The sequence below is a fragment of the Pseudoxanthomonas sp. genome (genome assembly GCF_027498035.1).
In the GTDB taxonomy this organism is placed as follows: Bacteria; Pseudomonadota; Gammaproteobacteria; order Xanthomonadales; family Xanthomonadaceae; genus Pseudoxanthomonas_A.
In genome coordinates, this window is sequence record NZ_CP114978.1 from 1,168,831 (window position 1) to 1,192,852 (window position 24,022).

General features: G+C 65.5%; 18 protein-coding genes, 1 tRNA gene and 1 pseudogene. 6 read left to right on the forward strand and 14 right to left on the reverse strand.

Annotation, left to right across the window (positions count from 1 at the left end):
• Positions 1-68: 68 nt before the first annotated feature.
• The 5 genes from O8I58_RS05110 to O8I58_RS05130 all read left to right on the forward strand — a co-directional run bounded on the left by O8I58_RS05110 (position 69) and on the right by O8I58_RS05130 (position 7,473).
• A complete protein-coding gene (locus tag O8I58_RS05110) occupies positions 69-713 on the forward strand; it encodes a hypothetical protein (RefSeq protein ID WP_298321223.1) in 645 nt (214 codons plus the stop codon).
• A gap of 276 nt (positions 714-989) precedes the next feature.
• Complete coding sequence (gene dnaE, locus O8I58_RS05115) at positions 990-4,559, forward strand: DNA polymerase III subunit alpha (RefSeq protein WP_298321225.1); 3,570 nt, start codon at positions 990-992, stop codon at positions 4,557-4,559.
• Positions 4,560-4,627: 68 nt separating this feature from the next.
• Positions 4,628-5,494 (forward strand): hypothetical protein, encoded by an 867-nt coding sequence (locus O8I58_RS05120; protein ID WP_298321227.1) that lies wholly within the window; start codon positions 4,628-4,630, stop codon positions 5,492-5,494.
• A gap of 84 nt (positions 5,495-5,578) precedes the next feature.
• Positions 5,579-6,538 (forward strand): acetyl-CoA carboxylase carboxyltransferase subunit alpha, encoded by a 960-nt coding sequence (locus tag O8I58_RS05125; protein ID WP_298321229.1) that lies wholly within the window; start codon positions 5,579-5,581, stop codon positions 6,536-6,538.
• 185 nt (positions 6,539-6,723) lie between these two features.
• Complete coding sequence (locus tag O8I58_RS05130) at positions 6,724-7,473, forward strand: tetratricopeptide repeat protein (protein WP_298321231.1); 750 nt, start codon at positions 6,724-6,726, stop codon at positions 7,471-7,473.
• Between the two features lie 264 nt (positions 7,474-7,737).
• Here the strand turns inward: O8I58_RS05130 and O8I58_RS05135 are convergent, their stop codons facing one another.
• From O8I58_RS05135 to murJ, 11 genes and pseudogenes are all read right to left on the reverse strand, one after another.
• Positions 7,738-9,633, reverse strand: a complete 1,896-nt coding sequence (locus O8I58_RS05135; RefSeq protein WP_298321233.1) for a M61 family metallopeptidase — start codon at positions 9,631-9,633, stop codon at positions 7,738-7,740.
• A 181-nt stretch (positions 9,634-9,814) separates the two neighbouring features.
• Positions 9,815-10,129, reverse strand: a complete 315-nt coding sequence (gene cyoD / locus O8I58_RS05140; protein ID WP_298322762.1) for a cytochrome o ubiquinol oxidase subunit IV — start codon at positions 10,127-10,129, stop codon at positions 9,815-9,817.
• Between the two features lie 44 nt (positions 10,130-10,173).
• Positions 10,174-10,794 carry a cytochrome o ubiquinol oxidase subunit III gene (gene cyoC / locus O8I58_RS05145; protein WP_298321235.1) on the reverse strand — a complete coding sequence of 207 codons (621 nt, stop codon included), beginning with the start codon at positions 10,792-10,794 and terminating at the stop codon, positions 10,174-10,176.
• A gap of 1 nt (position 10,795) precedes the next feature.
• Positions 10,796-12,793 carry a cytochrome o ubiquinol oxidase subunit I gene (gene cyoB / locus O8I58_RS05150; protein ID WP_298322765.1) on the reverse strand — a complete coding sequence of 666 codons (1,998 nt, stop codon included), beginning with the start codon at positions 12,791-12,793 and terminating at the stop codon, positions 10,796-10,798.
• 242 nt (positions 12,794-13,035) lie between these two features.
• Positions 13,036-13,878 (reverse strand): annotated as a pseudogene (cyoA, locus tag O8I58_RS05155) (ubiquinol oxidase subunit II); the annotation flags it as partial.
• A gap of 398 nt (positions 13,879-14,276) precedes the next feature.
• Positions 14,277-14,352 (reverse strand) — tRNA-Thr (locus O8I58_RS05160).
• A gap of 35 nt (positions 14,353-14,387) precedes the next feature.
• Positions 14,388-15,338, reverse strand: a complete 951-nt coding sequence (gene ispH / locus O8I58_RS05165; RefSeq protein ID WP_298321236.1) for a 4-hydroxy-3-methylbut-2-enyl diphosphate reductase — start codon at positions 15,336-15,338, stop codon at positions 14,388-14,390.
• Positions 15,339-15,346: 8 nt separating this feature from the next.
• A complete protein-coding gene (gene lspA / locus O8I58_RS05170) occupies positions 15,347-15,850 on the reverse strand; it encodes a signal peptidase II (protein ID WP_298322767.1) in 504 nt (167 codons plus the stop codon).
• Entirely contained in the window at positions 15,847-18,678 is a 2,832-nt protein-coding gene (ileS, locus tag O8I58_RS05175) for an isoleucine--tRNA ligase (protein WP_298321238.1), read from the reverse strand. Before ileS ends, lspA begins: the two co-directional genes overlap by 4 nt.
• A gap of 54 nt (positions 18,679-18,732) precedes the next feature.
• Entirely contained in the window at positions 18,733-19,683 is a 951-nt protein-coding gene (locus O8I58_RS05180) for a bifunctional riboflavin kinase/FAD synthetase (RefSeq protein WP_298321240.1), read from the reverse strand.
• A gap of 108 nt (positions 19,684-19,791) precedes the next feature.
• Entirely contained in the window at positions 19,792-21,384 is a 1,593-nt protein-coding gene (murJ, locus tag O8I58_RS05185; protein WP_298322769.1) for a murein biosynthesis integral membrane protein MurJ, read from the reverse strand.
• Positions 21,385-21,536: 152 nt separating this feature from the next.
• Here murJ and rpsT point away from each other — a divergent pair, with 152 nt between their 5' ends.
• Positions 21,537-21,806, forward strand: coding sequence for a 30S ribosomal protein S20 (rpsT, locus tag O8I58_RS05190; protein ID WP_129469225.1), 270 nt, complete (start codon positions 21,537-21,539; stop codon positions 21,804-21,806).
• A 170-nt stretch (positions 21,807-21,976) separates the two neighbouring features.
• Here the strand turns inward: rpsT and obgE are convergent, their stop codons facing one another.
• The 3 genes from obgE to rplU form a co-directional block, all read right to left on the reverse strand.
• A complete protein-coding gene (gene obgE / locus O8I58_RS05195) occupies positions 21,977-23,044 on the reverse strand; it encodes a GTPase ObgE (RefSeq protein ID WP_298321246.1) in 1,068 nt (355 codons plus the stop codon).
• A 171-nt stretch (positions 23,045-23,215) separates the two neighbouring features.
• Positions 23,216-23,476, reverse strand: coding sequence for a 50S ribosomal protein L27 (rpmA, locus tag O8I58_RS05200; RefSeq protein WP_093138994.1), 261 nt, complete (start codon positions 23,474-23,476; stop codon positions 23,216-23,218).
• A 16-nt stretch (positions 23,477-23,492) separates the two neighbouring features.
• The gene (gene rplU / locus O8I58_RS05205; protein ID WP_298321251.1) at positions 23,493-23,810 is read right to left on the reverse strand and encodes a 50S ribosomal protein L21; all 318 of its coding nucleotides are present in this window, start codon (positions 23,808-23,810) and stop codon (positions 23,493-23,495) included.
• Positions 23,811-24,022 lie beyond the last annotated feature (212 nt).

The window sequence follows — 24,022 nt, forward strand, 5'->3', positions numbered from 1 at the left end:
GGGCGCCAGCAGCAGTCTGTGTCCACGCCGGAATCGCCGGCGCCCAACCGCCAAGGGAGCACCTATCAATGAACACCAACGCAAATTCCCTGTCGCCCCTGCCACGCCTGCTGGCCCTGGAACCAGCCACCGGCCAGGCCCGTCGCCGCCACGTCGGCCGCGCCCGCCTGGACAGCGTGGCCCTGGACAACTTCAACGACCTGCTGCGGCGCCTGGGCTGGTCGGGCGCGCCCCTGCAGCACGACCAGATCGCCAGTGCCGCCCGCGAACTGGTCGATGCCCGCCACCCCGGGACGCCGGACTGCATCGTCCAGCGCATGCACCGGGCCGAGGTCCTGGCGCGGATGGCCACCGACACCGCCTGGGAGATTCCCGACCAGGCCCGGCCTGCCCTGGAGGCGGTCCTGGCCTACACCCACCGGCATGACGGGCTGATCCCGGGCTGGGTCCCGCAGGTGGGACACCTGGACGAGGCCATCGTCATCGACACCGCCCTGCCCCAGCTGGCGCGCGAGCTGGACAGCTATGCGGGCTTCTGCCGCGTGCGCCAGGCCGAGGCCTGGTTGCGCGGTTGTGCGGAGGAAGCCGTCCCCTTGCGCCGTGCCGAGTGGGAAGCCGCGCGCGACACACCGGGGATGCGGCGCCGGCAGCGCGAGCAGGTCATCGCCTCCAGCTACGCGCCACCACCGGCAGTGCTGTTCCGCGTGCACTGAATCGCCGGAGTCGGCCAGTTGCCGTTCCTGCCGAATGAGCCATCCCCCGCCCCTTCCCCCCGCAACAAGCGGCGGGAGAAGGGGCGGGTCTCAGGTTGGGAAGACAGTTGCCCATATTTCGGGTTCGCTGCTCCACGCATCGGGCAGGGCCATCCCCGACAAGCCATGCGCCGGGGGATTGGGCAGGAATGCCAGCCCTGTCGCATGCGGCCCGCGTGCCTCGCGCCGTCATGTCAAGCCTCGTTTGCCTCCGCCGCCTTGCGTACACTGACCCGGATGTCATCGCGCTTCATCCACCTGCACCTGCACACCGAATTCTCGCTGGCGGATTCGACCATCCGCGTACCCGAGAAGCCGGACGAAGGCTTCCCGGCCAAGGCCAAGCGGCCCAACCTGGTGAGCGCCGCGGTGCAGCTGCAGATGCCGGCGCTGGCGGTCACCGACCGCAACAACCTGTTCGCGCTGGTCAAGTACTACAAATCCTGCGAGGCGGTCGGCATCAAGCCCATCGCCGGCGCCGACGTGAGCATCGTCGAGGAAGACGGCACGCCCTGGGCGATCACCCTGCTGTGCCGCGACCACGGCGGCTACCTGACCCTGTCGCGCCTGCTGACGCGCGCGTGGATGGAAGGCCACCGCACCGACGGCGTGGCGATCGACCCAGCCTGGCTGCGCGACGACACCAGCGGCCTGTTCGGCATCATCGGCCGCAACAGCCAGGCCGGGCGCCTGGCGTTCGGCAACCGCCACGACCTGGCCGAGCAGAACCTGGCCGACTGGCAACGCGCCTTCGGCGACAACCTGCACCTGGAACTGACCCGCACCGGCCGCGAGGGCGAGGAAGCGTTCAACGCCTTCGCCCTGCACGCTGCCGCGGCGCGCGGCCTGCCGGTGGTGGCCAGCAACGATGTGCGCTTCCTGGAGCCTGCCGGCTTCGACGCGCACGAAGCGCGCGTGTGCATTTCCTCCGGCCGGGTGCTGGACGATCCGCGTCGCCCGCGCGACTACAGCGCCGAGCAATACCTCAAGTCCGCCGAGCAGATGTCCGAACTGTTCGCCGACGTGCCCGATGCGATCGACAACACCTGGGGCCTGGCACAGCGCTGCAACATCGAGCTGCGGCTGGGCACCTACTTCCTGCCTGCCTATCCGGTGCCGGACGACGAGACGCTGGACAGCTGGATCCGCAGCGAATCGCGCCGCGGCCTGGACGCGCGCCTGGAAAAGAATCCGCTGGCCGAAGGCAAGACGCGCCAGGACTACGTGGACCGGCTCGAATTCGAGCTGGACACCATCATCAAGATGGGTTTCCCCGGCTACTTTTTGATCGTGGCCGACTTCATCCAGTGGGGAAAGAACCAGGGCATTCCGATCGGTCCTGGCCGTGGTTCCGGTGCCGGCTCGCTGGTGGCCTGGGCGCTGCAGATCACCGACCTGGACCCGCTGCCGTACAACCTGCTGTTCGAGCGATTCCTCAATCCCGAACGCGTGTCGATGCCCGACTTCGACATCGACTTCTGCATGGACCGCCGCGAAGAGGTCATCGACTACGTCGCGCGCAAGTATGGCCGCGACCGCGTCAGCCAGATCATCACCTACGGCACCATGGCGGCCAAGGCCGTGGTGCGCGATACCGGCCGCGTGCTGGGCTTCCCGTACGGCCTCGTCGACGGCGTAGCCAAGCTGATCCCCAACATCCTGGGCATCACGCTCAAGGACGTGATGGGCGAAGGCAAGGAAGGCACCAGCTCGGAAATGGCCTCGGGCGAGCTGATCCAGCGCTATCACGACGAGGACGACGTCCGCGACCTGATGGACCTGGCCCGCCAGCTGGAAGACCTCACCCGCAACGCCGGCAAGCACGCCGGCGGCGTGGTGATCGCACCCTCGCCGCTGTCCGATTTCAGCCCGCTGTTCGCCGAACACGACGAAGGCATGCTGGGCAAGAACCCGGTCACCCAGTTCGACAAGGACGACGTGGAAGCCGTGGGCCTGGTGAAGTTCGACTTCCTCGGCCTGCGCACGCTGACCATCATCGACTGGGCAGTGAAAGCCATCAACGTGCGCCACGAACGCGCGGGCATCCCGCCGGTCGATATCGCCGCGCTGCCGCTGGACGACAAGCCGACCTACACCGGCATCTTCGCCAACGGCAACACCGGCGCGGTGTTCCAGTTCGAATCCTCGGGCATGCGCCGCCTGCTCAAGGACGCCCGGCCGGACCGCTTCGAAGACCTGATCGCGCTGGTGTCGCTGTACCGCCCCGGCCCGATGGACCTGATCCCTTCCTTCAACGCGCGTAAGCACGGGCAGGAAGAGATCATCTACCCCGACCCGCGCACCGAAGCGATCCTGAAAGACACCTACGGCATCATGGTGTACCAGGAGCAGGTCATGCAGATGGCGCAGATCGTCGGCGGCTACTCGCTGGGCGGCGCCGACCTGCTGCGCCGCGCGATGGGCAAGAAGGTGCCGGCCGAAATGGCCAAGCACCGCGAGATCTTCCGCACCGGCGCGGCCGAAGGCGGCGTCGACGGTCCGAAGGCCGACGAAATCTTCGACCTGATGGAGAAGTTCGCCGGCTACGGCTTCAACAAGTCGCACGCCGCCGCCTACGCGCTGGTCAGCTACCAGACCGCGTGGCTCAAGCGCCATTACCCCGCCGAGTTCATCGCCGCCACGCTGTCCTCGGACATGGACAACACCGACAAGGTGGTCGGCTTCCTGGCCGAGGCGCGCGGGCTGGAGCTGGACGTCCTGCCGCCCGTGGTCAACCACTCCGATTACATGTTCGTGGCGACCGATGCCAAAACGGTGCGCTACGGCCTGGGGGCGATCAAGGGCGTCGGCCAGGGCGCGTGCGAGGCGATCGTGGCCGAGCGCAAGGCCGGCGGCGAATTCCGCAACCTGCTGGATTTCTGCAAGCGCGTCGGCTCGGCCAAGCTCAACCGGCGCACCCTGGAAGCCATGATCAACGCCGGTGCGCTGGATGAGTTGGGCCGCAACCGCGCCTCGCTGATGCTGCAGCTGCCCGAGGTGATGAAGGCAGTCGACCAGCTTGCCAAGAACCGCAACGCCGGCATCGTCGACATGTTCGGCTCCAGCGCGGCGGGCGACGACATCCACATCGAGCTGGCCGAATGCGACGAAGCGCCGCTGGCGCACAAGCTGCAGGCCGAACGCGACACGCTGGGCCATTACCTGTCCGGCCATCCGATGGACCCGTATCGCGAGGACCTCAAGGCACTGGTCGGCAACGACCTGGGCAGCCTGGAGGCCATCGTCGGCAACCCGTTCAACGGCGGCGGTGGCGGCGAGAAGAAATGGCGCCCCGGCGTGGTCGCAGTGCTGGCCGGCAAGGTCGTGGCCGTGCGCCAGAAGGGCGACAGCCAGAGCTTCGTCACCCTGGAAGACGGCCGCGGCCGGGTGGAATGCAGCGCGTTCTCCGATGCGATGGGCGAGTTCGGCCACCTGCTCACCCGCGACCGCATCCTGGTGGTCAAGGGCGACCTGCGCGAAGACGAATTCAACGGCGGCTACGCGCTGCGCCTGCGCCACTGCTGGGATTACAGCCAGCTGGTGCAGCAGGCTCAGAAGCTCTCGATGCGCCTGGACCTGCGCGTACCCGGCGTGCTGGAGCGGATCGAAACGCTGCTGGCCGAACGCCGCGCCGGCAGCACCAGCCTGCGCATGGACCTGCTGCTGCCCGGCGGCGTGGCCGGCATGCTGGAGATCAACGGCGACCACGCCGTGCGCGTGGATGCCGACCTGGTCGGCACGCTGCGCGAGCTGCCCGGCGTGCGTACGGTCAAGATGACCATGGACAAGCGCCCCTGGGCGCACTGACCGACCGATCCCGTGCGTCCAACGACGGCGGCGCTGCTTCACTCCCCTCCTGAACTCCCTATCTCGCCATGCGTTATCTCGTCCCGTGTTTCTGTCTCCTGCTGCTGGCCGCGTGTAGCCAGTCACCACAGCGCTTCCGCTTCGACAACCCAGGCACCCAGGCACTTGCCATGCAGGTGGATGGCAAGCCGCAGACCATCCCCGCGCATGCGGAGCTGGTCATCGACCTGGCTCCCGGCGCCCATACCCTGGAAACCAGCCAGCTCGGCCGCGTGCCTTTCGTGGTGTATGCCGGGCATGACGGCGCGCTGGTCAATCCCACCCTGTCCGACTACGTGCTGGTCGACGAGGTCTACTGGACCGATGCCGCCAGGCCCGTCGAATTCGCCGGCACGGACAAGGTGCAGGTGCAGGGCGTCGAAGTGACCGGGCGCTTCGGCCTGACCCATGCGCTGTTCATCGACAAGGACTGGGATTTCGACGTGCATGTGCCGTTCCCGGAAACCGCCAGCGCCCCTGCCGTGGATGCCTCCGGTGGCCGCCGCATGCGCAAGATCTTTGCCCCGGACGACTTTGTCGCCTATTACGAAGCCACCCACGACGCGCCAGGATATTTCGCCGCCCACCGGCCCGCCGACTGGCAGGCGCCGGTGCGTTCGGCATCATCCGAAGCCCCCCGCCTGCCAGCGCTGGCGCCGATCTACGAACCCCATGCCACGGCCATGCGCAAGCTGGTGGACGACTACCTGCACGCCACCGATCCCGCCGAGCAGCAGCGCCTGCGCAAAGCCTATGTGCCGACCCAGATCGCCTTCACCCACGCCACCGCGAGCCTGGGTCCGGACTTGCCGGTGATCGAGCACACCCGGATGAATGACTTCGTCACCGGCGTCAGCCGGGTCATGAACAGCGCAGCGCTTGTCACGCCCCGTTGAGCGGCCAGCCTTCCGGACGGCCGCGTACGGGCCCGGAATCGGCATTCGGCTAAACTCCCTTCCTTACGTTCACCACGGCTTGTCATGAACCCGAACTACCTCGACTTCGAGCAACCCATCGCCGACCTGGAAGCCAAGATCCAGGAGCTGCGCAGCGCCAGCGCCGGCCCGGCGGTCAATGTCGATACCGAAGTGCGTGCCCTGCAGGACAAGCTGCGCGTGCGCACCGCCCAGATCTTCCGCGACCTGACGCCCTGGCAGGTTTCGCAGCTGTCGCGCCACCCGGCCCGTCCCTACACCGCCGACTACATCAAGGTGTTCTGCGACGAGTTCCAGGAACTGGCCGGCGACCGCGCCTTCTCCGACGACAAGGCAATCATCGGCGGCCTGGGTCGCATCAACGGCCGCGCGGTGATGATCATCGGCCACCAGAAGGGCCGCGCCACCAAGGAAAAGATCCTGCGCAACTTCGGCATGCCCAAGCCGGAGGGTTACCGCAAGGCGCTGCGCCTGATGAAGATGGCCGAACGTTTCGGCCTGCCGATCCTGACCCTGATCGACACCGCCGGCGCCTGGCCGGGCATCGACGCCGAAGAGCGCGGCCAGTCCGAGGCCATCGCCCGTAACCTGATCGAGATGGCCGAGCTGAAGGTGCCGATCATCTGCACCGTGATCGGCGAAGGTGGCTCCGGCGGCGCGCTGGCCATCGGCGTGGGCGACCGCACGATCATGCTCGAATACAGCACCTACTCGGTGATCACCCCCGAAGGCTGCGCCTCGATCCTGTGGAAGGATGCCGGCAAGGCCAAGGACGCAGCCGAGCAGCTCGGCCTGACCGCCAAGCGCCTGCACGGCCTGGGCCTGGTCGACAAGGTCGTGCGCGAACCCACCGGCGGCGCCCACCGCAATCCGCGCGCCATGGCCACGCGCCTGAAGGCCGTGCTGGTCGGCGAACTGGAAGCGATGGACAACGTGCCGGTCGACTCGCTGCTGCAGCGCCGTTACGAACGCCTGCGCGGCTACGGCGCCTACGAAGTCGCCTGAGCCTGTGTTGCGCTCCCCTGCGTCGATGTCAGGCTGACTCGGCGCGGAATCCGGGAGCACCCCGCCCGCCATGCAAGGGAACCTGCAGGCGGGCCACCGGTCAGTGACCGGTGCGTTCCACATCCACCTGGGCCGCGCGATCCGCCACGATCCGCACCGCCCGCCAGACCGGAGTGTCTTGCCGCATGAGCCCCATCCTCGTTCTGTCGATCCTGCTGCAGATCGCCTGCTGCGTGCACGTCGTGCGCAGCGGCCGGCCGCTGTACTGGATGCTGTTCCTGATGATGTTTTCGTACCTGGCAGTGCTGGTGTACGTGGTCGCCGCGGTCATCCCCGACCTGCGCGCCGGCCCGTCCGGCCAGCGCGCCATGCGCAAGGTCCGCAACCAGCTGGACCCGGGCCGCGGCGCACGCGCCGCCAGCCGCCAGCTGCAGGTCGCCGACACACCGGAAAATCGCCGCCGCCTGGCCGAAGAGAGCCTGCGCACCGGTGATTTCGCCAGCGCCGAAGTGGCCTATCGCGGCGCCCTGAAAGGCCTGTATGCCGACGACCCCGACCTGATGCTCGGCCTGGCCCAGGCGCAGCATGGACTCGGCCAACCCGCCGATGCGCTGCAGACCCTGCAGTCGATGTGGTCGGCAAACCCCAACTATCGTTCGCATGAGGCCGACCTGCTGCACGCCCGCGTGCTGGCCGACACCGGCGCACTGGAAGAAGCCCTGCAGCGTTTCGACAGCGTCGCGCGCGGCTACCCCGGCGAAGAAGCACGCGTGCGCTACGGCCAGCTGCTGCGCCAGGGTGGCCACAACACCCAGGCCGCCGAACAGTTCCGCGAAAGCCTGCAGCGTTCGCAGACCGCGCCCGGCTATTACAAGCGCGAACAGAAAACCTGGCTGGACATCGCCAAGCGTGAGCTGGCCGCGATCGGCGGCTGAGCCGTCGAACGCTTCGCACATGCAGCGCTGCATCTTCCTGTAGCGCGGAGCTAGCTCCGCTGCGCTCCGGTCAGATTCGCGGTGAAGCTCCAGCGGAGCAAGCTCCGCGCTACACGAGTTCAATGTCTGACTGCCCCCCGGTGATGCATACGTACATCGCGCCCCGATACTCAAAAACCCAAAGAAAAAGGCCGCATCGCGCGGCCTTTTTCTGTCTACACCAGCAGCCACGCTCAGGGCGCAGCCGCGTTGGTCGTATCCGGCTTACTTCGCCTTCAACAGTTCGCTCAGCGTGTCCGTAGTGCCGGCGATGCGTTCCAGCGACGGGTACTGCAGGCCGCCGTGGTAATCGATCTTGAAGGTCTCGTAGCGGTCGAAACGCTTGACCAGCAGTTCGATCGGCGCCTTGTCGGTCTTGGCCGCGGTCACCGCGTCCTTGATCGCATCGCCGGAGAACGCCAGGCCGTTGACTGCCACGATGCTCATTTCCGGGGCCAGGCCGGCCTGGAACGCCGGGCTGTCCCACAGCACATCGCCCACGTTGCCGTCGTTGCCCACCGAGAAGCCCAGCGAATAGGTCAGGTTGACGTACTTGCCGCGGGTCTCGCCCGACTTCACCGCCGCGTTGGGCTTGTCGTTGAACACCAGCTTCCAGCCGCTGGCTTCGATGCCACCGGTCAGGCCTGTCTTGCCGTCCAGGCGATCACGCAGGAAGGTGGACCAGTCATACGGCGCAATGCCGTTGAGCGTGGCCACCACTTCGTCGAAGTCATACGGCTTGACCGCGTAGCTGCCGTTGTCCATGCCGAAGAATGCCTTGGCGAAATCGTCGATCGACTTCTTGCCCTTGCTCAGCGCACGCAGCTTGGCATCAGCCTCCAGCCACACCATCTGGCCGCCGGAATAGTAGTCCTCGCTCAACTGGTAGTTGCGGTAGGCCTGCGGCTGGCGACGGTTGATGGTCGGGTCGTTGGTCGTGTCCTGCAGCGCACGCCAGGCCAGGCCGGGACGGCCCTTGGCATAGGTCGCAGCGACGTTGGCCAGCGAATCGATCGCCTGGTCCTTCGACCACAGGCCCGAGCGCGCCGCCAGCACGTAGCCGAAGAACTGGGTCTGGCCCTCGTATACCCACAGCAGGCTGTCGCCCATGGGCACGTTGAAGTTCGGCGTGGCCAGGTCCGCGCCGCGGCGGAACTTGCCATTCCAGGAGTGGTTGAACTCGTGCGGCAGCAGGTCGCGGCCACCCCAGGTTTCATCCCACTTGGTGAAGTAGTCCGGGCTGCCGCTGTTCTCGCTGGAGCGATGGTGTTCCAGGCCGATGCCACCCAGCTGATTGGTCAGTGCCAACAGGAAGTCGTAATGGTCGAAGTGATGCGCGCCATAGAGCTTGTCCATCTGCGCGACCAAGGCCTTGTGCTTGGCGATCTGCTCGGGCTTGGCCTCCAGCGACTTGGCCTGGTCGGCGAACACGTTGAGCTTCACCGGCGCCTGGCCCGTGGTCAGGTCGAACTGCTTGTAGTACTTGCCGGCGAACAGCGGCGAGTCCTGCAGCACGTTCCACTTGAGTTCCTTGAACTGCACCGTGTCGCCGGTCTTGCTGGCGGTCTCCGCGGCGGTGGCATACGACCAGCCGGCCGGCAGCTTGACGCTGGCCTGGACCGGGATCTGGCGACTGTAGTAACCAGCCGGATACAGCGTGGTCAGGCTCCACTGCAGGTTGAGCATGTTGGGCGTCATCACCACCCGGCCCTGGTTGGGGGCCAGCGGCGAGAGGTACTGGAACTCGACCTGCAGCTCGCTCACGCCTTCCGGCACCTGCACCTTGAACGCGTACACGTCGTACTGGTCGCGCTTCCACTCCAGCTTCTGGCCGTTGGCGGTAAAGGTGAGCCCGGCGACCTTGTTGATCTGGCCGCTGGGGCTGTGGTTACCGGGAATCCACTGCGGATACAGCAGGGTCAATTCACCGGGCTTGACCGGAAGGGTCTCGCGCACCTTGAAGATGCGACGCCCCAGGTCGGTGGCGTCCACGTCCACGCGCAGCGTGCCCGGATACGGGATGTCCTGCGGCGCAGGCGTCTGCGACATGGACTGGGCCTGGGCAGTACCGGCCAGTGCACACAGCACGGCCAGCGCGATCGGTGACGCGGGGATCTTCATGACAACTCCGGAGCGGATTCGAGGGAAAGCAGGTCAACCTCCGATGCTATCGCCTGACCACCCGCCGGGGTTCCTGCCATAGGTCATGGTCGGTGCACGTACTGGCTGCAGCGCCTTCGCCAATGCAAGAAGGCCGCCCTTGCAGGCGGCCTTCTTCAGACAAACCGATGGAGCGGCTGCCTCAATGCATCATGTTGGCGTTCATGTTGTGCATGACCCACAACGAACCCACGATCACGATGCCGATCACCAGCACGGTGAACACGAACACCATGATGTTCCAGCGCTGGGCCGCGGAGCGGTCCATGTGCAGGAAGTACACCAGGTGCACCACGATCTGCACCGCCGCCAGGACCGCCACGATCGCCGCGGTGACGCCAGCCGGGAAGAACCCGGTCATCGCCAGCGCGAACGGAATCACGGTGAGCACCACGGCCCAGACGAAGCCGATCAGATAGGACTTCACGCTGCCGTGGCTTGCACCGGCATCGTGCATGGCGCCGTGCGCGTGGTCATTGGAATGATGGACAGGACCGCTCATCACAGGGCTCCCAGCAGATAGACAACGGTGAACACGCCGATCCAGATGATGTCCAGGAAGTGCCAGAACAGGCTCAGGCACGACAGGCGCGTCATGTTCTTCGGCGTCAGGCCGCGCATCAGGACCTGGATGACCACCACGGTCATCCAGATGATGCCGGAGGTGACGTGCAGGCCGTGCGTGGCCACCAGGGTGAAGAACGCCGACAGGAACGCACTGCGATCCGGACCGAAGCCTTCGCTGATCAGGTGATGGAACTCGTAGACCTCCATGCACAGGAAGCCGGCACCCAGCAGGAAGGTCACGAACAGCCAGCCCAGCAGCTGGCCCTTGCTGCCCTTGTGGGCACCGATCATGGCCAGGCCGAAGGTCAGGCTGGAGAACAGCAGCAGGAACGTCTCGCCCAGGACGAACTTCAGGTCGAACAATTCCTTGCCGGTCGGTCCGTCCACGGTGGAACCGGACAGCACGGCATAGGCGGCGAACAGGCCCGAGAACAGCAGGCAGTCGCTCATCAGGTACACCCAGAAACCGAACACGGCATTGCCGCCGGCGTCGTGGTGACCGTGATCGTGACCGGCGTGGTCGTCGTGGTGACTCATCGAAGTACTCGCGGACATGTCAGAGGGCTCCCGTCTTGGAAGCACGCAGGGCATCGAGCTGGTCGTAGCGCGCGTTCTCGATGCGCGCCACTTCCGCGGCGGGCACGTAGTAATCGGTGTCTTCGTCGAAGGTGCGGACGATGTAGCTGCCGATCATGCCGACCAGGCCAATGATGGCCATCCACCAGATATGCCAGATCATGCCGAAGCCCAGCAGCACGCTGAACGCGCCCATGAACACGCCGATGGAGGTGTTGCGCGGCATGTGGATGTCTTCGAAATGGGTCGGGCGCTGGTAAGCGGTGCCGGCCTGCTTGTCCAGCCAATGCTGGTCAAGGCCGCGGATCTCCGGGACATGCGCGAAGTTGTAGAACGGGGCCGGCGAAGAGGTTGCCCACTCCAGCGTGCGGCCATCCCACGGGTCACCGGTCAGGTCACGATTTTCGTTGCGCTTCCAGATGCTCCAGCCGATCTGGATGATGTTCAGCGCAATGCCGCAGGCGATGATCACCGCACCGAAGGCAGCCACGTAGAGCCACGGCACCCATTCCGGATTGTTGTAGGTGTTCAGGCGACGGGTCATGCCCAGGAAGCCCAGCACGTACAGCGGGGTGAAGGCGGTGAAGAAGCCAACGATCCAGCACCAGAACGAGGCCTTGCCGATCTTGTCGACCAGCTTGTAACCGAAGGCCTTGGGCCACCAGTAGGCCAAGCCGCACAGGCAGCCGAAGACCACGCCACCGATGATCACGTTATGGAAGTGCGCGATCAGGAACAGGCTGTTGTGCAGCACGAAGGACACGGCCGGGATCGCCATCATCACGCCGGTCATGCCGCCGATGGTGAAGGTGACCATGAAGCCCACGGTCCAGTACATCATCGAGGTCATCTCGAGACGACCGCGGAACATGGTGAACAGCCAGTTGAAGATCTTCACGCCCGTGGGCACCGCGATGATCATCGTGGTGATGCCGAAGAACGCGTTGACGTTGGCACCCGAGCCCATCGTGAAGAAGTGGTGCAGCCACACGAGGAAGGACAGCACGCCGATGGCGCTGGTGGCCCATACCATCGAGGTGTAGCCGAACAGCGGCTTGCGCGAGAAGGTGGAGACCACTTCGGAGAACACGCCAAAGCACGGCAGGATCAGGATGTAGACCTCCGGGTGGCCCCAGATCCAGATCATGTTGATGTACATCATGGCGTTGCCGCCACCGTCATTGGTGAAGAAGTGCATGCCCAGGTAGCGATCGGCCGCCAGCAGCGCCAACGTCACGGTCAGGAACGGGAACGCAGCGATCATCAGGATGTTGGTGATCAGCGCGGTCCAGGTGAAGATCGGCATGCGCATCAGGGTCATGCCCGGGGCGCGCATCTTGAAGATGGTCGCCACGAAGTTGATGCCTGTCAGGGTCGTACCCAACCCCGAGATCTGCAATGACCAGATGTAGTAATCGACCCCCACCCCCTTGCTGTATTGCAGCTCGGACAACGGCGGGAACGCCAGCCAGCCGGTCTGGGCGAACTCGCCCACGAACAGCGACAGCATGATCAGCACCACGCCCGCCACGAACAGCCAGAAGCTCAGCGAATTCAGGAACGGATAGGCAACGTCGCGTGCGCCGATCTGCAGCGGCACGACCAGGTTCATCAGGCCGGTAATGAACGGCATGGCCATGAAGAAGATCATGATCACGCCGTGCGCGGTGAAGATCTGGTCGTAGTGGTGTGGTGGCAGGATGCCCTCGTTGCCGCCATGGCCCAGGGCCAGCTGCAACCGCATCATGATGGCGTCGGAGAACCCGCGCAGCAGCATGACCAGCGCCACGACGATGTACATCACGCCGATCTTCTTGTGGTCGACCGTGGTCAGCCACTCACGCCACAACCAGCCCCACAACTTGAAATAGGTCATCAGACCCAGCACGACCAGTCCGCCCAGCGCGACGCCGGCGAAGGTCGCGATCAGGATCGGCTCGTGGTAGGGAATCGCCTCGAGCGTCAGTTTGCCCAGCAACATTAGTGTTTCTCCTGCGGATTCTGCGTCTCACCCGCCGGCGCCTGGGCGTCGTCGTGGTGCATGTCTTCCATGCCAGGCATGGAATCCATCGAATGCATGTCGTGGCCATCGGCCTGGCCCGCGCCCGGCACGGGCGTGGTGTAACCGCCGTCGTGCGCGAGGGCCTGCGCGGCAGCCTCGGTCCCCGGCGCTGCCGGGTTGTCCATGCCAGGCATCTTGTGCCCGCCCTTGCCGTGCGAACCCATCATGTATTTGGCGATGATGGTGTTAAACAGGTCAGGCTGGGCCGAGGCGTAGTACGCCACGGCGTTGTTCTCGCTGGGCTTGGCCAGCTCGGCGTAGGCCGCTTCGTCCAGCGGCTTGCCCGATGCCTTCACCTTGGCGACCCAGGCTTCGAAACCGGCCGGATCGGTGGCGATGGCATTGAAGTGCATGCCCGAGAAGCCCTGGCCGCTGTAGTGCGAGGACAGGCCGCGGAAGGTGCCCTGCTCGTTGGCGATCAGGTGGAGCTTGGTCTCCATGCCGGCCATCGAGTAGATCATCGTCCCCAGCTGCGGGATGAAGAACGAGTTCATCACCGAGTCGGAGGTGATGCGGAAGTTCAGCGGAGTCTTTTCCGGGAACGCGATCTCATTGACCGTAGCGATGTCCTGGTCCGGGTAGATGAACAACCACTTCCAGTCCAGCGACACCGCCTCGATGGTCACCGGCGGGACATCCGAATCCAGCGGACGGTACGGATCCAGCGCGTGCGACGAACGCCACACCAGCACGCCCAGCACCGTGATGATCACGCATGGGATGGCCCACACGACGATCTCGATGGGCGTGGAGTGATGCCACTCCGGCTCATAGCGGTTCTGCTTGGAGGCCCGGTAGCGGTAGGCGAACACCAGGGTCATCACGATGACCGGCACCACCACCAGCAGCATCAGCACCGTGCAGGTGACGAGCAGGTTGCGCTCGTCAATGCCGATCTGACCCTTCGGGTTCAGGATGGCGGACTGGCATCCGCCGAGAAACAACACACTTGCCAGCAAAATCCATGGACTCAGTCGTCCAGGAAGCTTCAGCAGGGACATGGTCTATCCAGTTGCGAGAAGAAAATCGGCTACCTATGCAGACGGCCGTTCCTCTGGTCGCCCGCAACACTGTCGCGCGTCAGATCGCCCTAAGGGACCGGATGCAAGCGGGGCAAGTGCTAGAACCACACTATTTTATGCTGCCCCGCAGCATCTTAGGAATCCCTTGCCCGATGCTTTTCCGTCAGCCTTGCCGTGATCTCGGCCGTCAAACGGCCGGGATCCGGAACATTCCGTATCGAAATGCTCGGGAGGCGCCGCTGTACGCGACACACCGGGCAAGTCTAACCCGGCCCCCGTCAACTGAACCGCCCACGATCACATCCAGCCCCCGATCCACCGAAGGATGGATAAAAAAAGCCCCGTCAACCATGCGACGGGGCTTTTTGAAATCGTGCTGGTGCCGGAAATAGGAATCGAACCTACGACCTACGCATTACGAATGCGCCGCTCTACCAACTGAGCTATTCCGGCGGGAGCGCGAATTCTAGGGATCGCATCCGGGTTGGTCAATTGACCAGTTGCAGGCGCAGCTCCTTGGGCAGGGCGAAGACCATGCTTTCCGGCTCGCCAGCCAGCTCGCTGACATCGCCGGCGCCGAGTTCGCGCAGGCGCGCGATGACGCCATCGATGAGCACGTCGGGCGCCGACGCGCCCGCGGTGACGCCGACCTTCTTCTTGCCGGTGATCCAGTTCGGATCGATCTCGTGCGCGCCATCGATCAGGTGGGATTCAACGCCATCGCGCTGGGCCAACTCGCTGAGGCGATTGGAATTGGAGCTGTTGGGCGACCCGACCACCAGCACCAGGTCGCACTCCCTGGCCAGGTCGCGCACCGCGTCCTGGCGGTTCTGGGTGGCATAGCAGATGTCGTCGTTCTTCGGCCCCTGCATGGCCGGGAACTTGGCCCGCAGCGCGCCAATGATGCCCACCGTATCGTCCACCGACAGGGTGGTCTGGGTGGTGTAGGCGAAGTTCTCCGGCTGCTCGATCTCCAGCGCGGCGACGCCGGCGATGTCTTCGACCAGGTAGATGCGCCCGGTGCCGCGTTCGCGGTCCCACTGGCCCATGGTGCCCTCCACTTCCGGATGCCCGGCGTGGCCGATCAGGACCACGTCGCGGCCGGCCCGGCAATGGCGGGCTACTTCCAGGTGCACCTTGGTCACCAGCGGACAGGTCGCGTCGAACACCTTCAGCCCGCGACGCTCGGCTTCCTGGCGCACGGCCTGGGACACGCCGTGGGCGCTGAAGATCACGGTGTTGTTGTCGGGCACTTCGTCGAGTTCTTCGACGAAGATCGCGCCGCGGCTTTTCAAGTCATCGACCACGAAACGGTTGTGCACCACCTCATGGCGCACGTAGATCGGCGCGCCGAGGGTCTCGATGGCGCGCTTGACGATCTCGATCGCACGGTCGACACCGGCGCAAAAACCACGGGGATTGGCGAGCAGGACGTCCATGCCCACCATTATCCCGCTTTGGGCCGGCGTTTGCCGTCAAACAGGCTGAACACTGCGATCCCCACCGCGCCGCAGACGATGGCCGAATCGGCGATGTTGAACGAAGGCCAGTAGTGGTCGCCCACGTACCACTGGATGAAATCGACCACGTGGCCATGCATCAACCGGTCGATGACGTTGCCCAGCGCGCCGCCGATCACCAGCGCGTATGGCAGGGCCACGCGCCAATCGCCGCGGGCGGTGCGCGCCAGCCAGGTGCCCAGCAGGCCACAGACGGCCAGCGCCAGCGCCGTGAAAAACCAGATCTGCCAGCCGCCAGCATTGCTCAGGAAACTGAACGCTGCGCCAGTGTTGTAGGTGCGGTACCAGTTCCAGAAGCCGTCGATGACCTTGACTGCCTGGAACTCCGGCAGGCTCGCCAGCACCCAGGCCTTGGACCACTGGTCCAGGCCAATCACGATCGCCGACAGCACCAGCCAGACCAGGGCGCTCGGCTTGGGACGGGCGGTCAGAACCATTGGCGGTCCTCGCCAGCACCGTCCACGTTTTCCACGCAGCGCCCGCACAACTCAGGATGCGCGGCATGGGCACCGACATCGGCCCGACGCTGCCAGCAGCGCACGCACTTGGGCTTGGTGGTCGGCTCGGCCAGCACGAACACCTCATCGGCCTGCGCCGGCGTCACCGTGACATCGCCACTGATGAACAGGAAGCGCAGTTCATCGCTCAACGCCGCCCAGCGCGCCGCCGTGCCCTCGCCTGCCGTGATCGCGATTTCCGCATCCAGCGCCGCACCGATGGCGCCACTGGCACGCATCGGCTCCAGCACCTTGGCGACCTGTTCGCGCAGGGCCAGCAGCTGGTCGAAGTCGGCCGCCGACAGTTTCGCGTCAGCCGGCAGCGGCGCCAACCCGTCATAGAAGGTGGAGAACAACACGTTGTCCACGCGCTTGCCCGGCAGGTAACCCCACATCTCGTCGGCGGTGAAGCTCAGGATCGGCGCGATCCATCGCACGAAGGCTTCGGCGATGCGGTACATCGCGCTCTGCGCGCTGCGACGGCCACGCGAGTCCTCCGGCATCGTGTACAGGCGGTCCTTGGTGACGTCCAGGTACAGCGAACCCAGGTCGACGCTGCAGAAATTCAGCAGCGCCTGGACGATCGAGGCGAAGTCGTAGCGCTCGTAGGCAGCCTTGATCTTCTCCTGCACTTCCCAGGCGCGGTGCACGATCCAGCGGTCCAGCGCGACCATGTCTTCCAGCGGACGCAGGTGCACGGCCGGGTCGAAACCATGCAGGTTGCCCAGCAGGAAGCGCGCGGTGTTGCGCAGGCGACGATAGGCATCGGCGTTGCGCTTGAGGATCTCCTGCGACAGCGACATCTCGTTGCTGTAGTCGGCCGAAGCGATCCACAGGCGCAGGATGTCCGCGCCCAGGGTCTTCATGATGTCCTGCGGCTCGATGCCGTTGCCCAGCGACTTGGACATCTTGCGGCCGTGCTCGTCCACGGTGAAGCCATGGGTCAGGCACTGCTTGTACGGGGCCGCCTTGTCGATCGCCACGCCAGTCAGCAGCGAGGACTGGAACCAGCCGCGATGCTGGTCCGACCCTTCCAGGTACAGGTCGGCCGGCTTGCCGAAACCACGCTCAAGCAGCACGCCCTCGTGGGTCACGCCCGAGTCGAACCAGACATCGAGGATGTCGGTGACCTTCTCGTACTGCGCGGCCTCGTCACCCAGCAACTCGCTGGCATCCAGGTCGTACCAGGCATCGACGCCAGCCCGCTCCACCTGCTGCGCGACCAGCTCCATCAGTTCGACCGAGCGCGGATGCGGCTCATGGGTTTCGCGATTGACGAACAGGGCGATCGGCACGCCCCAGGTGCGCTGGCGGCTGATGCACCAGTCCGGGCGCCCGTCGACCATGCTGGCGATGCGCGCCTGGCCCCAGCCCGGGAACCAGCTGACATCCTTGATCGCGGCCAATGCATCGCTGCGCAGGTTGGCCTGGTCCATCGAGATGAACCACTGCGGCGTGGCGCGGAACACCACCGGCGTCTTGTGGCGCCAGCAGTGCGGATAGCTGTGGGTCAGCGGATGGAAGGCCAGCAGCGAACCGTTGGCGCGGGCCAGTTCGACGATGGTGTCGTTGGCCTTCCAGATGTGGGTGCCGGCCAGTTCGGTGCCGTCGAACGCCGGCGTGGACGGCAGGTACACGCCGCGCCCGTCGACCGGATTGATCTGGGCAGCGGTGTACTTTTCGATCAGCCCGTACTTCAGGCCGACCGCATAGTCCTCCTGGCCGTGGCCGGGCGCGGTGTGCACGGCGCCAGTACCGTCCTCGGCCGACACGTGGTCGCCCAGGATCAACGGGATATCGCGCTGCGCATAGAACGGATGCGCCAGCACCAGGTTTTCCAGCGCCACGCCCTTGGCGCGGCCCTTCACCACAACTTCGGTCACGCCGTAGCGCGCCAGCGCGCGCTCGGCCAGCGCCTCGGCGATGACCAGCCAGCGCGGCGCGCCGTTGCGGGCCGGGCCTTCGACCAGCACGTAATCCAGGTCCGGGCCCAGGCTGACCGCCAGCGAGGCCGGCAGCGTCCAAGGCGTGGTGGTCCAGATCGGCACCGCGACCTCGACGCCTTCCGGCACCTGCGCACCGAATGCGGCGGCCAGCGCCTGCGGATCGCGCGCGGCATAGCCGACGTCGACCGCAGGGGAGACCTTGTCCTGGTACTCGATTTCCGCCTCGGCCAGGGCCGAGCCGCAGTCGAAGCACCAGTGCACCGGCTTGGCGCCACGCAGCAGGTGGCCATTGGCCACGATCTTGGCCAGCGCGCGGATCTCGTCGGCTTCGAAGCGGAAATTCAGCGTCTTGTACGGGTTGTCCCAATCGCCGATCACGCCCAGGCGCTTGAAATCGCGGCGCTGGATGTCGATCTGTTCTTCGGCGTACTCGCGGCACTTCGCGCGGAACTGCTTTGCGTCGAGCTTGGTGCCGACCTTGCCCCACTTCTTCTCGACCGCGATCTCGATCGGCAGGCCGTGGCAGTCCCAGCCCGGCACGTAGGGCGCATCGAAGCCGGCGACATAGCGCGACTTGACGATGATGTCCTTGAGGATCTTGTTGACCGCGTGGCCCAGGTGGATCTGGCCATTGGCATATGGCGGACCGTCGTGCAGCACGAACAGCGGCCGGCCCCTGACGTTTTCACGCAACTGGGCATAGAGGTCCTGGTCGTACCAGCGCTTGAGCGTGTCCGGCTCGCGCTTGGGCAGGTCGCCACGCATCGGGAACTCCGTGGCGGGCAGGTGCAGTGTCGCTTTGTAATCGGTGCTCACGGAAATTTCGGTTCTCGGCGTCTGTGCTTTGGGGAGTTCAATAACCAGCGCATGTCACGCGGTGGCCCTGAAGCGCTCGGTGGAAAGGAGTTGCCGCGCGGTGGCGGCGTCGCGCTGCATCTGCACGGTCAGTGCATCCAGCCCGTCGAATTTCTCTTCGTCGCGCAGCTTGGCGACGAACTCGACCCGCAGGTGGCGCCCGTACAGGTCGCCGTTGAAATCGAACAGGTGCGCTTCCAGCAGCGGCTCCACGCCCTCCACCGTCGGCCGCGTGCCGAAACTGGACACCGACGGCCACGGCCGCTCGGTCAGCCCATGCACCCAGGTCGCATAGATGCCCGACAGTGCCGGGATCTTGGGGAAGCGCAGGTTGGCCGTGGGGAAACCCAGCGTGCGGCCCAGCTGCTTGCCACGCACCACGCGCCCGCCGATGAAATACGGCTGGCCCAGCAGGCGTTCGGCATGGGCGAAGTCGCCCTGGCGCAACGCAGCCCGGATGCGCGTACTGGACACGCGTTCGCCATCGTCGCAATGCACCGGCGCGATCTCGCCGGCGCTGAAGCCCAGCTCCGCACCCATCGCCTGCAGCAGCGCAAGATCGCCGCCGCGCTTGTGGCCGAAGCGGAATTGCGGGCCGATCCATACTTCGCGCGCCTGCAGCCGGCCGACCAGCATCTTGCTGACAAAATCCTCCGCCGACATCGCGGTCATGCGCCGGTTGAAGCGCAGCAGCCCCACCTGGTCGGCACCGGCATCGATCAGGCCTTCGAGCTTGGCGCGCGGCAGGCTCAGCCGCGGCGGCTGGGCATCCGGCAGGAAGAACTCACGCGGCAGCGGCTCGAAGGTCAAGGCCGTCATCGGCAGACCCAGCACCTGCGCACGCATCCGGGCCTGGCGCAGCAGCGCACGGTGGCCCAGGTGCAGGCCATCGAAGGCGCCGATGCACACTACGCTGCCACCGGGGGTCAGCGCCCCGCCTTCGACGTCACGAAACAGCCTGCTCATTGCATTGGGAAATCGGACGGCACCGCGACGTGCGCGGACCCGCCCTCAAAGTCTCGAGGGGAAGCCCATGAAGTATAGCCGTGACGCGCCAGCACAAGCCCCGCCCGTTCAATGCTCGCGCAGATCACGCGGACGGAAGCCCAGCGCCACCTGCACCACACCGTAGGTCAGGCCACCGGCGGCCACCAGGGCCAGCAGCGAACCGATGCGGTGCCACTTGTCCATGCCGGTGAACGCCGGCAGCCAGTGCAGCCCCGCCCCGACCACCGCCGCCATCGCCAGGCACGACGCCACCAGCCGCAGGACGAACCGCCCCCAGCCCGGCCGGCGCTGGTACACCCCGCTCTGCCCCAGCCAACGCCACAACAGCCCCAGGTTGATGTAGCTAGCCACGGCACTGGCCAGGCCCAACGCCAGATGCAGGCCCGGGGTCTTGGCCAGCGCCGCGGTCACGCCCAGCGCCCGCACCTCGGGCTTGACCATCAGCTGGTACAGCACCGCCAGGAACATCAGGTTCAGCGCCATGTTGGCGATCAGGGCGGCCACGCCAGCCCGCACCGGTGTACGGGTGTCCTGCCGCGCATAGAACGCCGGCAGCACGATCTTCAGCAGGGCGAACGCCGGCAGGCCGAAGCTCAGGCCGAACACCGACATCGCCGCCATCCGGGTATCGAAAGCCGTGAACTTGCCGTACTGGAACAAGGTCGCCACCAGCGGCGTACTCAGCAACATCAGCCCGACCATCGCCGGCACCGCGATCAGCAGCGTGGTCCGCAGCCCCCAGTCCAGGGCATTCGAAAAGCCGACGCCATCGGTCTTGACGTGATGCCGCGACAGCGCCGGCAGGATCACCGTGCCCAGGGCCACGCCAAACACGCCCAGCGGCAGCTCCAGGAAGCGATCCGCCTGCGACAGCCAGCTCTGCGAGCCAGCAAACAGGAACGAGGCGATTACCGTATCCAGCAACAGGTTGATCTGTGCCACCGACGAGCCGAACAGGGTCGGCACCATCAGGGTCAGCACCCGGCGCACGTCCGGATGGCGCCAGCCCCAGCGCGGCATGGTCAACAGGTTGATCCCACGCAGCGCCGGGATCTGGAACAGCAGCTGCAGCGCGCCGGCCGCCAGCACCGCCCAGCCCAGCGCCAGGATCGACATCCCCATCGCCGGGGCCAGCCACAGCGCGCCGGCGATCATGCATAGGTTGAGGATCACCGGCGTAATCGCCGGGATCGCGAAGCGATTGAAGCTGTTCAGCGCCCCGCCCGACAGCGCGGTCAGCGACACGAACAGCAGGAACGGGAAGGTCAGCCGCAGCAGCTCGACGATGGTCCCGAACTTGGCCGGGTCGTCCATCGAGCCGGGATTGAAGATCATCGCCACCTGCGGGGTGAAGATCAGGCCCAGCGCCGTCACCAGCAGCAGGATCCCGCCCAGGGTGCCGGACACCCGCGCCATCAGCTCGCGCAGGTCCGCGTGCGGTCGGGTTTCCTTGACTTCGGTGAACACCGGCACGAAGGCGGTGGAGAACGAGCCTTCGGCAAACAGCCGGCGCAGGAAGTTGGGAATGCGGAAGGCCACCCAGAACGCATCGGTCACCGCATTGGCGCCGAAACTGTAGGTAATCGCCTGGTCGCGCACCAACCCCAGCACCCGTGAGACCATGGTCATGCTGCTGAAAGACAGCAGGCCGCGTAGCATCTTCGGCGAGCTCACGCGAGCACCTCTGGCGACCGGAAACCCCAATCTGTCGGGCCAACGCCCGCCTTATTGACCCAACTGCTTGAATAGCCCATAATTTCCCGTTCGTTTTTCCGCCCGCCGTCAACCCCAAGAATTCCTAGGATCCCAACGTGGCCAATATCAAGTCCGCCAAGAAGCGCGCCAAGCAGACCGTCGTGCGCAACGCGCGCAACGTCGCCCAGCGCTCCATGCTGCGCACCGCCGTCAAGAAAGTCATCAAGGCACTCGATGCCAACGACGCCGCTGGCGCCGAAGCCGCCTTCGCAACCGCCCAGCCGATCCTGGATCGCTTCAGCGCGCGCGGCCTGATCCACAAGAACAAAGCTGCCCGTCATAAGAGCCGCCTCACCGCGCGCATCAAGGCCCTCAAGGCCGCTTGACCCCTGCTTGACGGCAAGGCAAACAGAAAACCCGGCCACGGCCGGGTTTTTTGTTGCCTGCAGATCTGCAGCGGACAGACGCGCACGATCACGCGCACAGCAAAACGCCGGCAACCCACGGGCCGCCGGCGCAAAGTCCATCACCGCGATGCAGGTCATGCCGACTGTCCTCAGCCGGCGCTCTGCACAGCCTCGAGCGCGTCTTCGCGCTGGCGATCGAAGAAGGCCATCACGTCCTTCATGATCGGGAACGTGCCTTCGCGCGAAATCGCCGAGGTCACGTACCAGGGACCAGTCCAGCCCAGTTCGGCCACGACCGCCTTCGCACGCTCGGCCGCCTCGTCCTCGAACATCAGGTCAGCCTTGTTCAGCACCAGCCAGCGCGGCTTGTCCAGCAGCTCCGGGTCGTGCTTGCGCAGCTCGTTTTCGATGGCGCGCACCTGCTCGGCCGGCGACACGGTCACACCGGTGTCGGCGAACTCCTCGGCCACCGGCGCCATGTCCACCAGATGCAGCAACAGGCGGGTGCGTTGCAGGTGACGCAGGAACTGCGCACCCAGGCCCGCACCTTCGGCAGCGCCCTCGATCAGGCCGGGAATATCAGCGATGACGAAGCTGCGATACGCCTCGACGCTGACCACGCCCAGGTTCGGATACAGCGTGGTGAACGGGTAATCCGCCACCTTCGGCGTGGCCGCGGACACGGCGCGGATCAACGTGCTCTTGCCCGCATTGGGGAAGCCCAGCAGGCCGACGTCGGCCAGCAGCTTCAGCTCCAGCTTGAGCAGGCGCTCTTCACCCTCTTCGCCGGGCGTCGCCTTGCGCGGAGCGCGGGTGATCGAGCTCTTGAAATGCATGTTGCCCAGGCCGCCCTTGCCGCCACGCGCCACCAGCAGGCGGTCGCCATGAGACACCAGGTCACCAATGATTTCATCGGTGCCGACATTGATCACCATCGTGCCGACCGGCACGGTGATGGTCAGGTCTTCGCCACCCTTGCCATAGGCCTGCCGACCCATGCCGTTCTCGCCGCGCTGGGCCTTGAAGTTCCGCTGGTGGCGGAAGTCGACCAGGGTGTTGAGGTTCTCGTCGGCCTGCAGCCAGATGCTGCCACCACTGCCGCCATCACCGCCGTCCGGACCACCCAGCGGGATGAACTTCTCGCGGCGAAAGCCGATACAGCCATTGCCGCCATTGCCGGCGACGACCTGGATTTCGGCTTCATCTACGAGTTTCATGGGATCTGGACCAAATATAAAAGGATTGGCCAGCGCGTCTCGCGCACCGGCAGGAAATTCTAGCGGTTGCAGCCCTGCCAAGCCCAACCAGCGCAGGCACCACGCGAGGCGGCCACCTGAGAAACGAAAAACCCCGCCGAAGCGGGGCTTTCGCGGCGGTGTCGCGAAGGCTTACGCCTCGGCCAACACGCTCACGGTGCGGCGCTTGTTGGCGCCCTTCACCGAGAAGTCCACCTTGCCATCGACCAGCGCGAACAGCGTGTGGTCGCGGCCCAGGCCGACGCCCTGGCCCGGATGGAACTGGGTGCCACGCTGGCGGATGATGATGTTGCCGGCTTCGATGGCCTGGCCACCGTAGACCTTCACACCCAGCATCTTCGGGTTGGAATCGCGGCCGTTGCGCGAGGAACCTACGCCTTTTTTATGTGCCATGAGTTCTTCTCCTTACTTACTTGCTGCCACCGGCAATGCCGGTGATCTCGATTTCGGTGTAGTACTGACGGTGTCCCTGCTGCTTCATGTGGTGCTTGCGGCGGCGGAACTTGATGATGCGGACCTTGTCGGCACGTGCCTGCGACTTGACGGTCGCAGTGACGGTGGCGCCCTTCAGCGCGTCGCCCAGGGTGATGCCGTTTTCGTCGCCCAGCATCAGCAGGGTGTCAAACGTGATTTCTTTACCGACTTCGGCGTCCAGCTTCTCGACGCGCAGGGTTTCGCCCTGCATAACGCGATACTGCTTGCCGCCCGTGACCAGAACTGCGTACATGGGTGCTTCCTTTAGTGTTGGCTTTTCGTAGTTATTCTCATGCCTGTCGCCCATCGAGGGGCGGACAGAAGCGGAATGATAGCCGGATCAGTGACTTGGAGCAAGTCACCCCATGGACCGGGGGTAAATGCCGGGACGCCACTCGCCCAACGCGGCCGGCAGGCCCGGAAGCGCCCGGCGCGCCCTTCCCAAACACATCAATTGCCCCCATA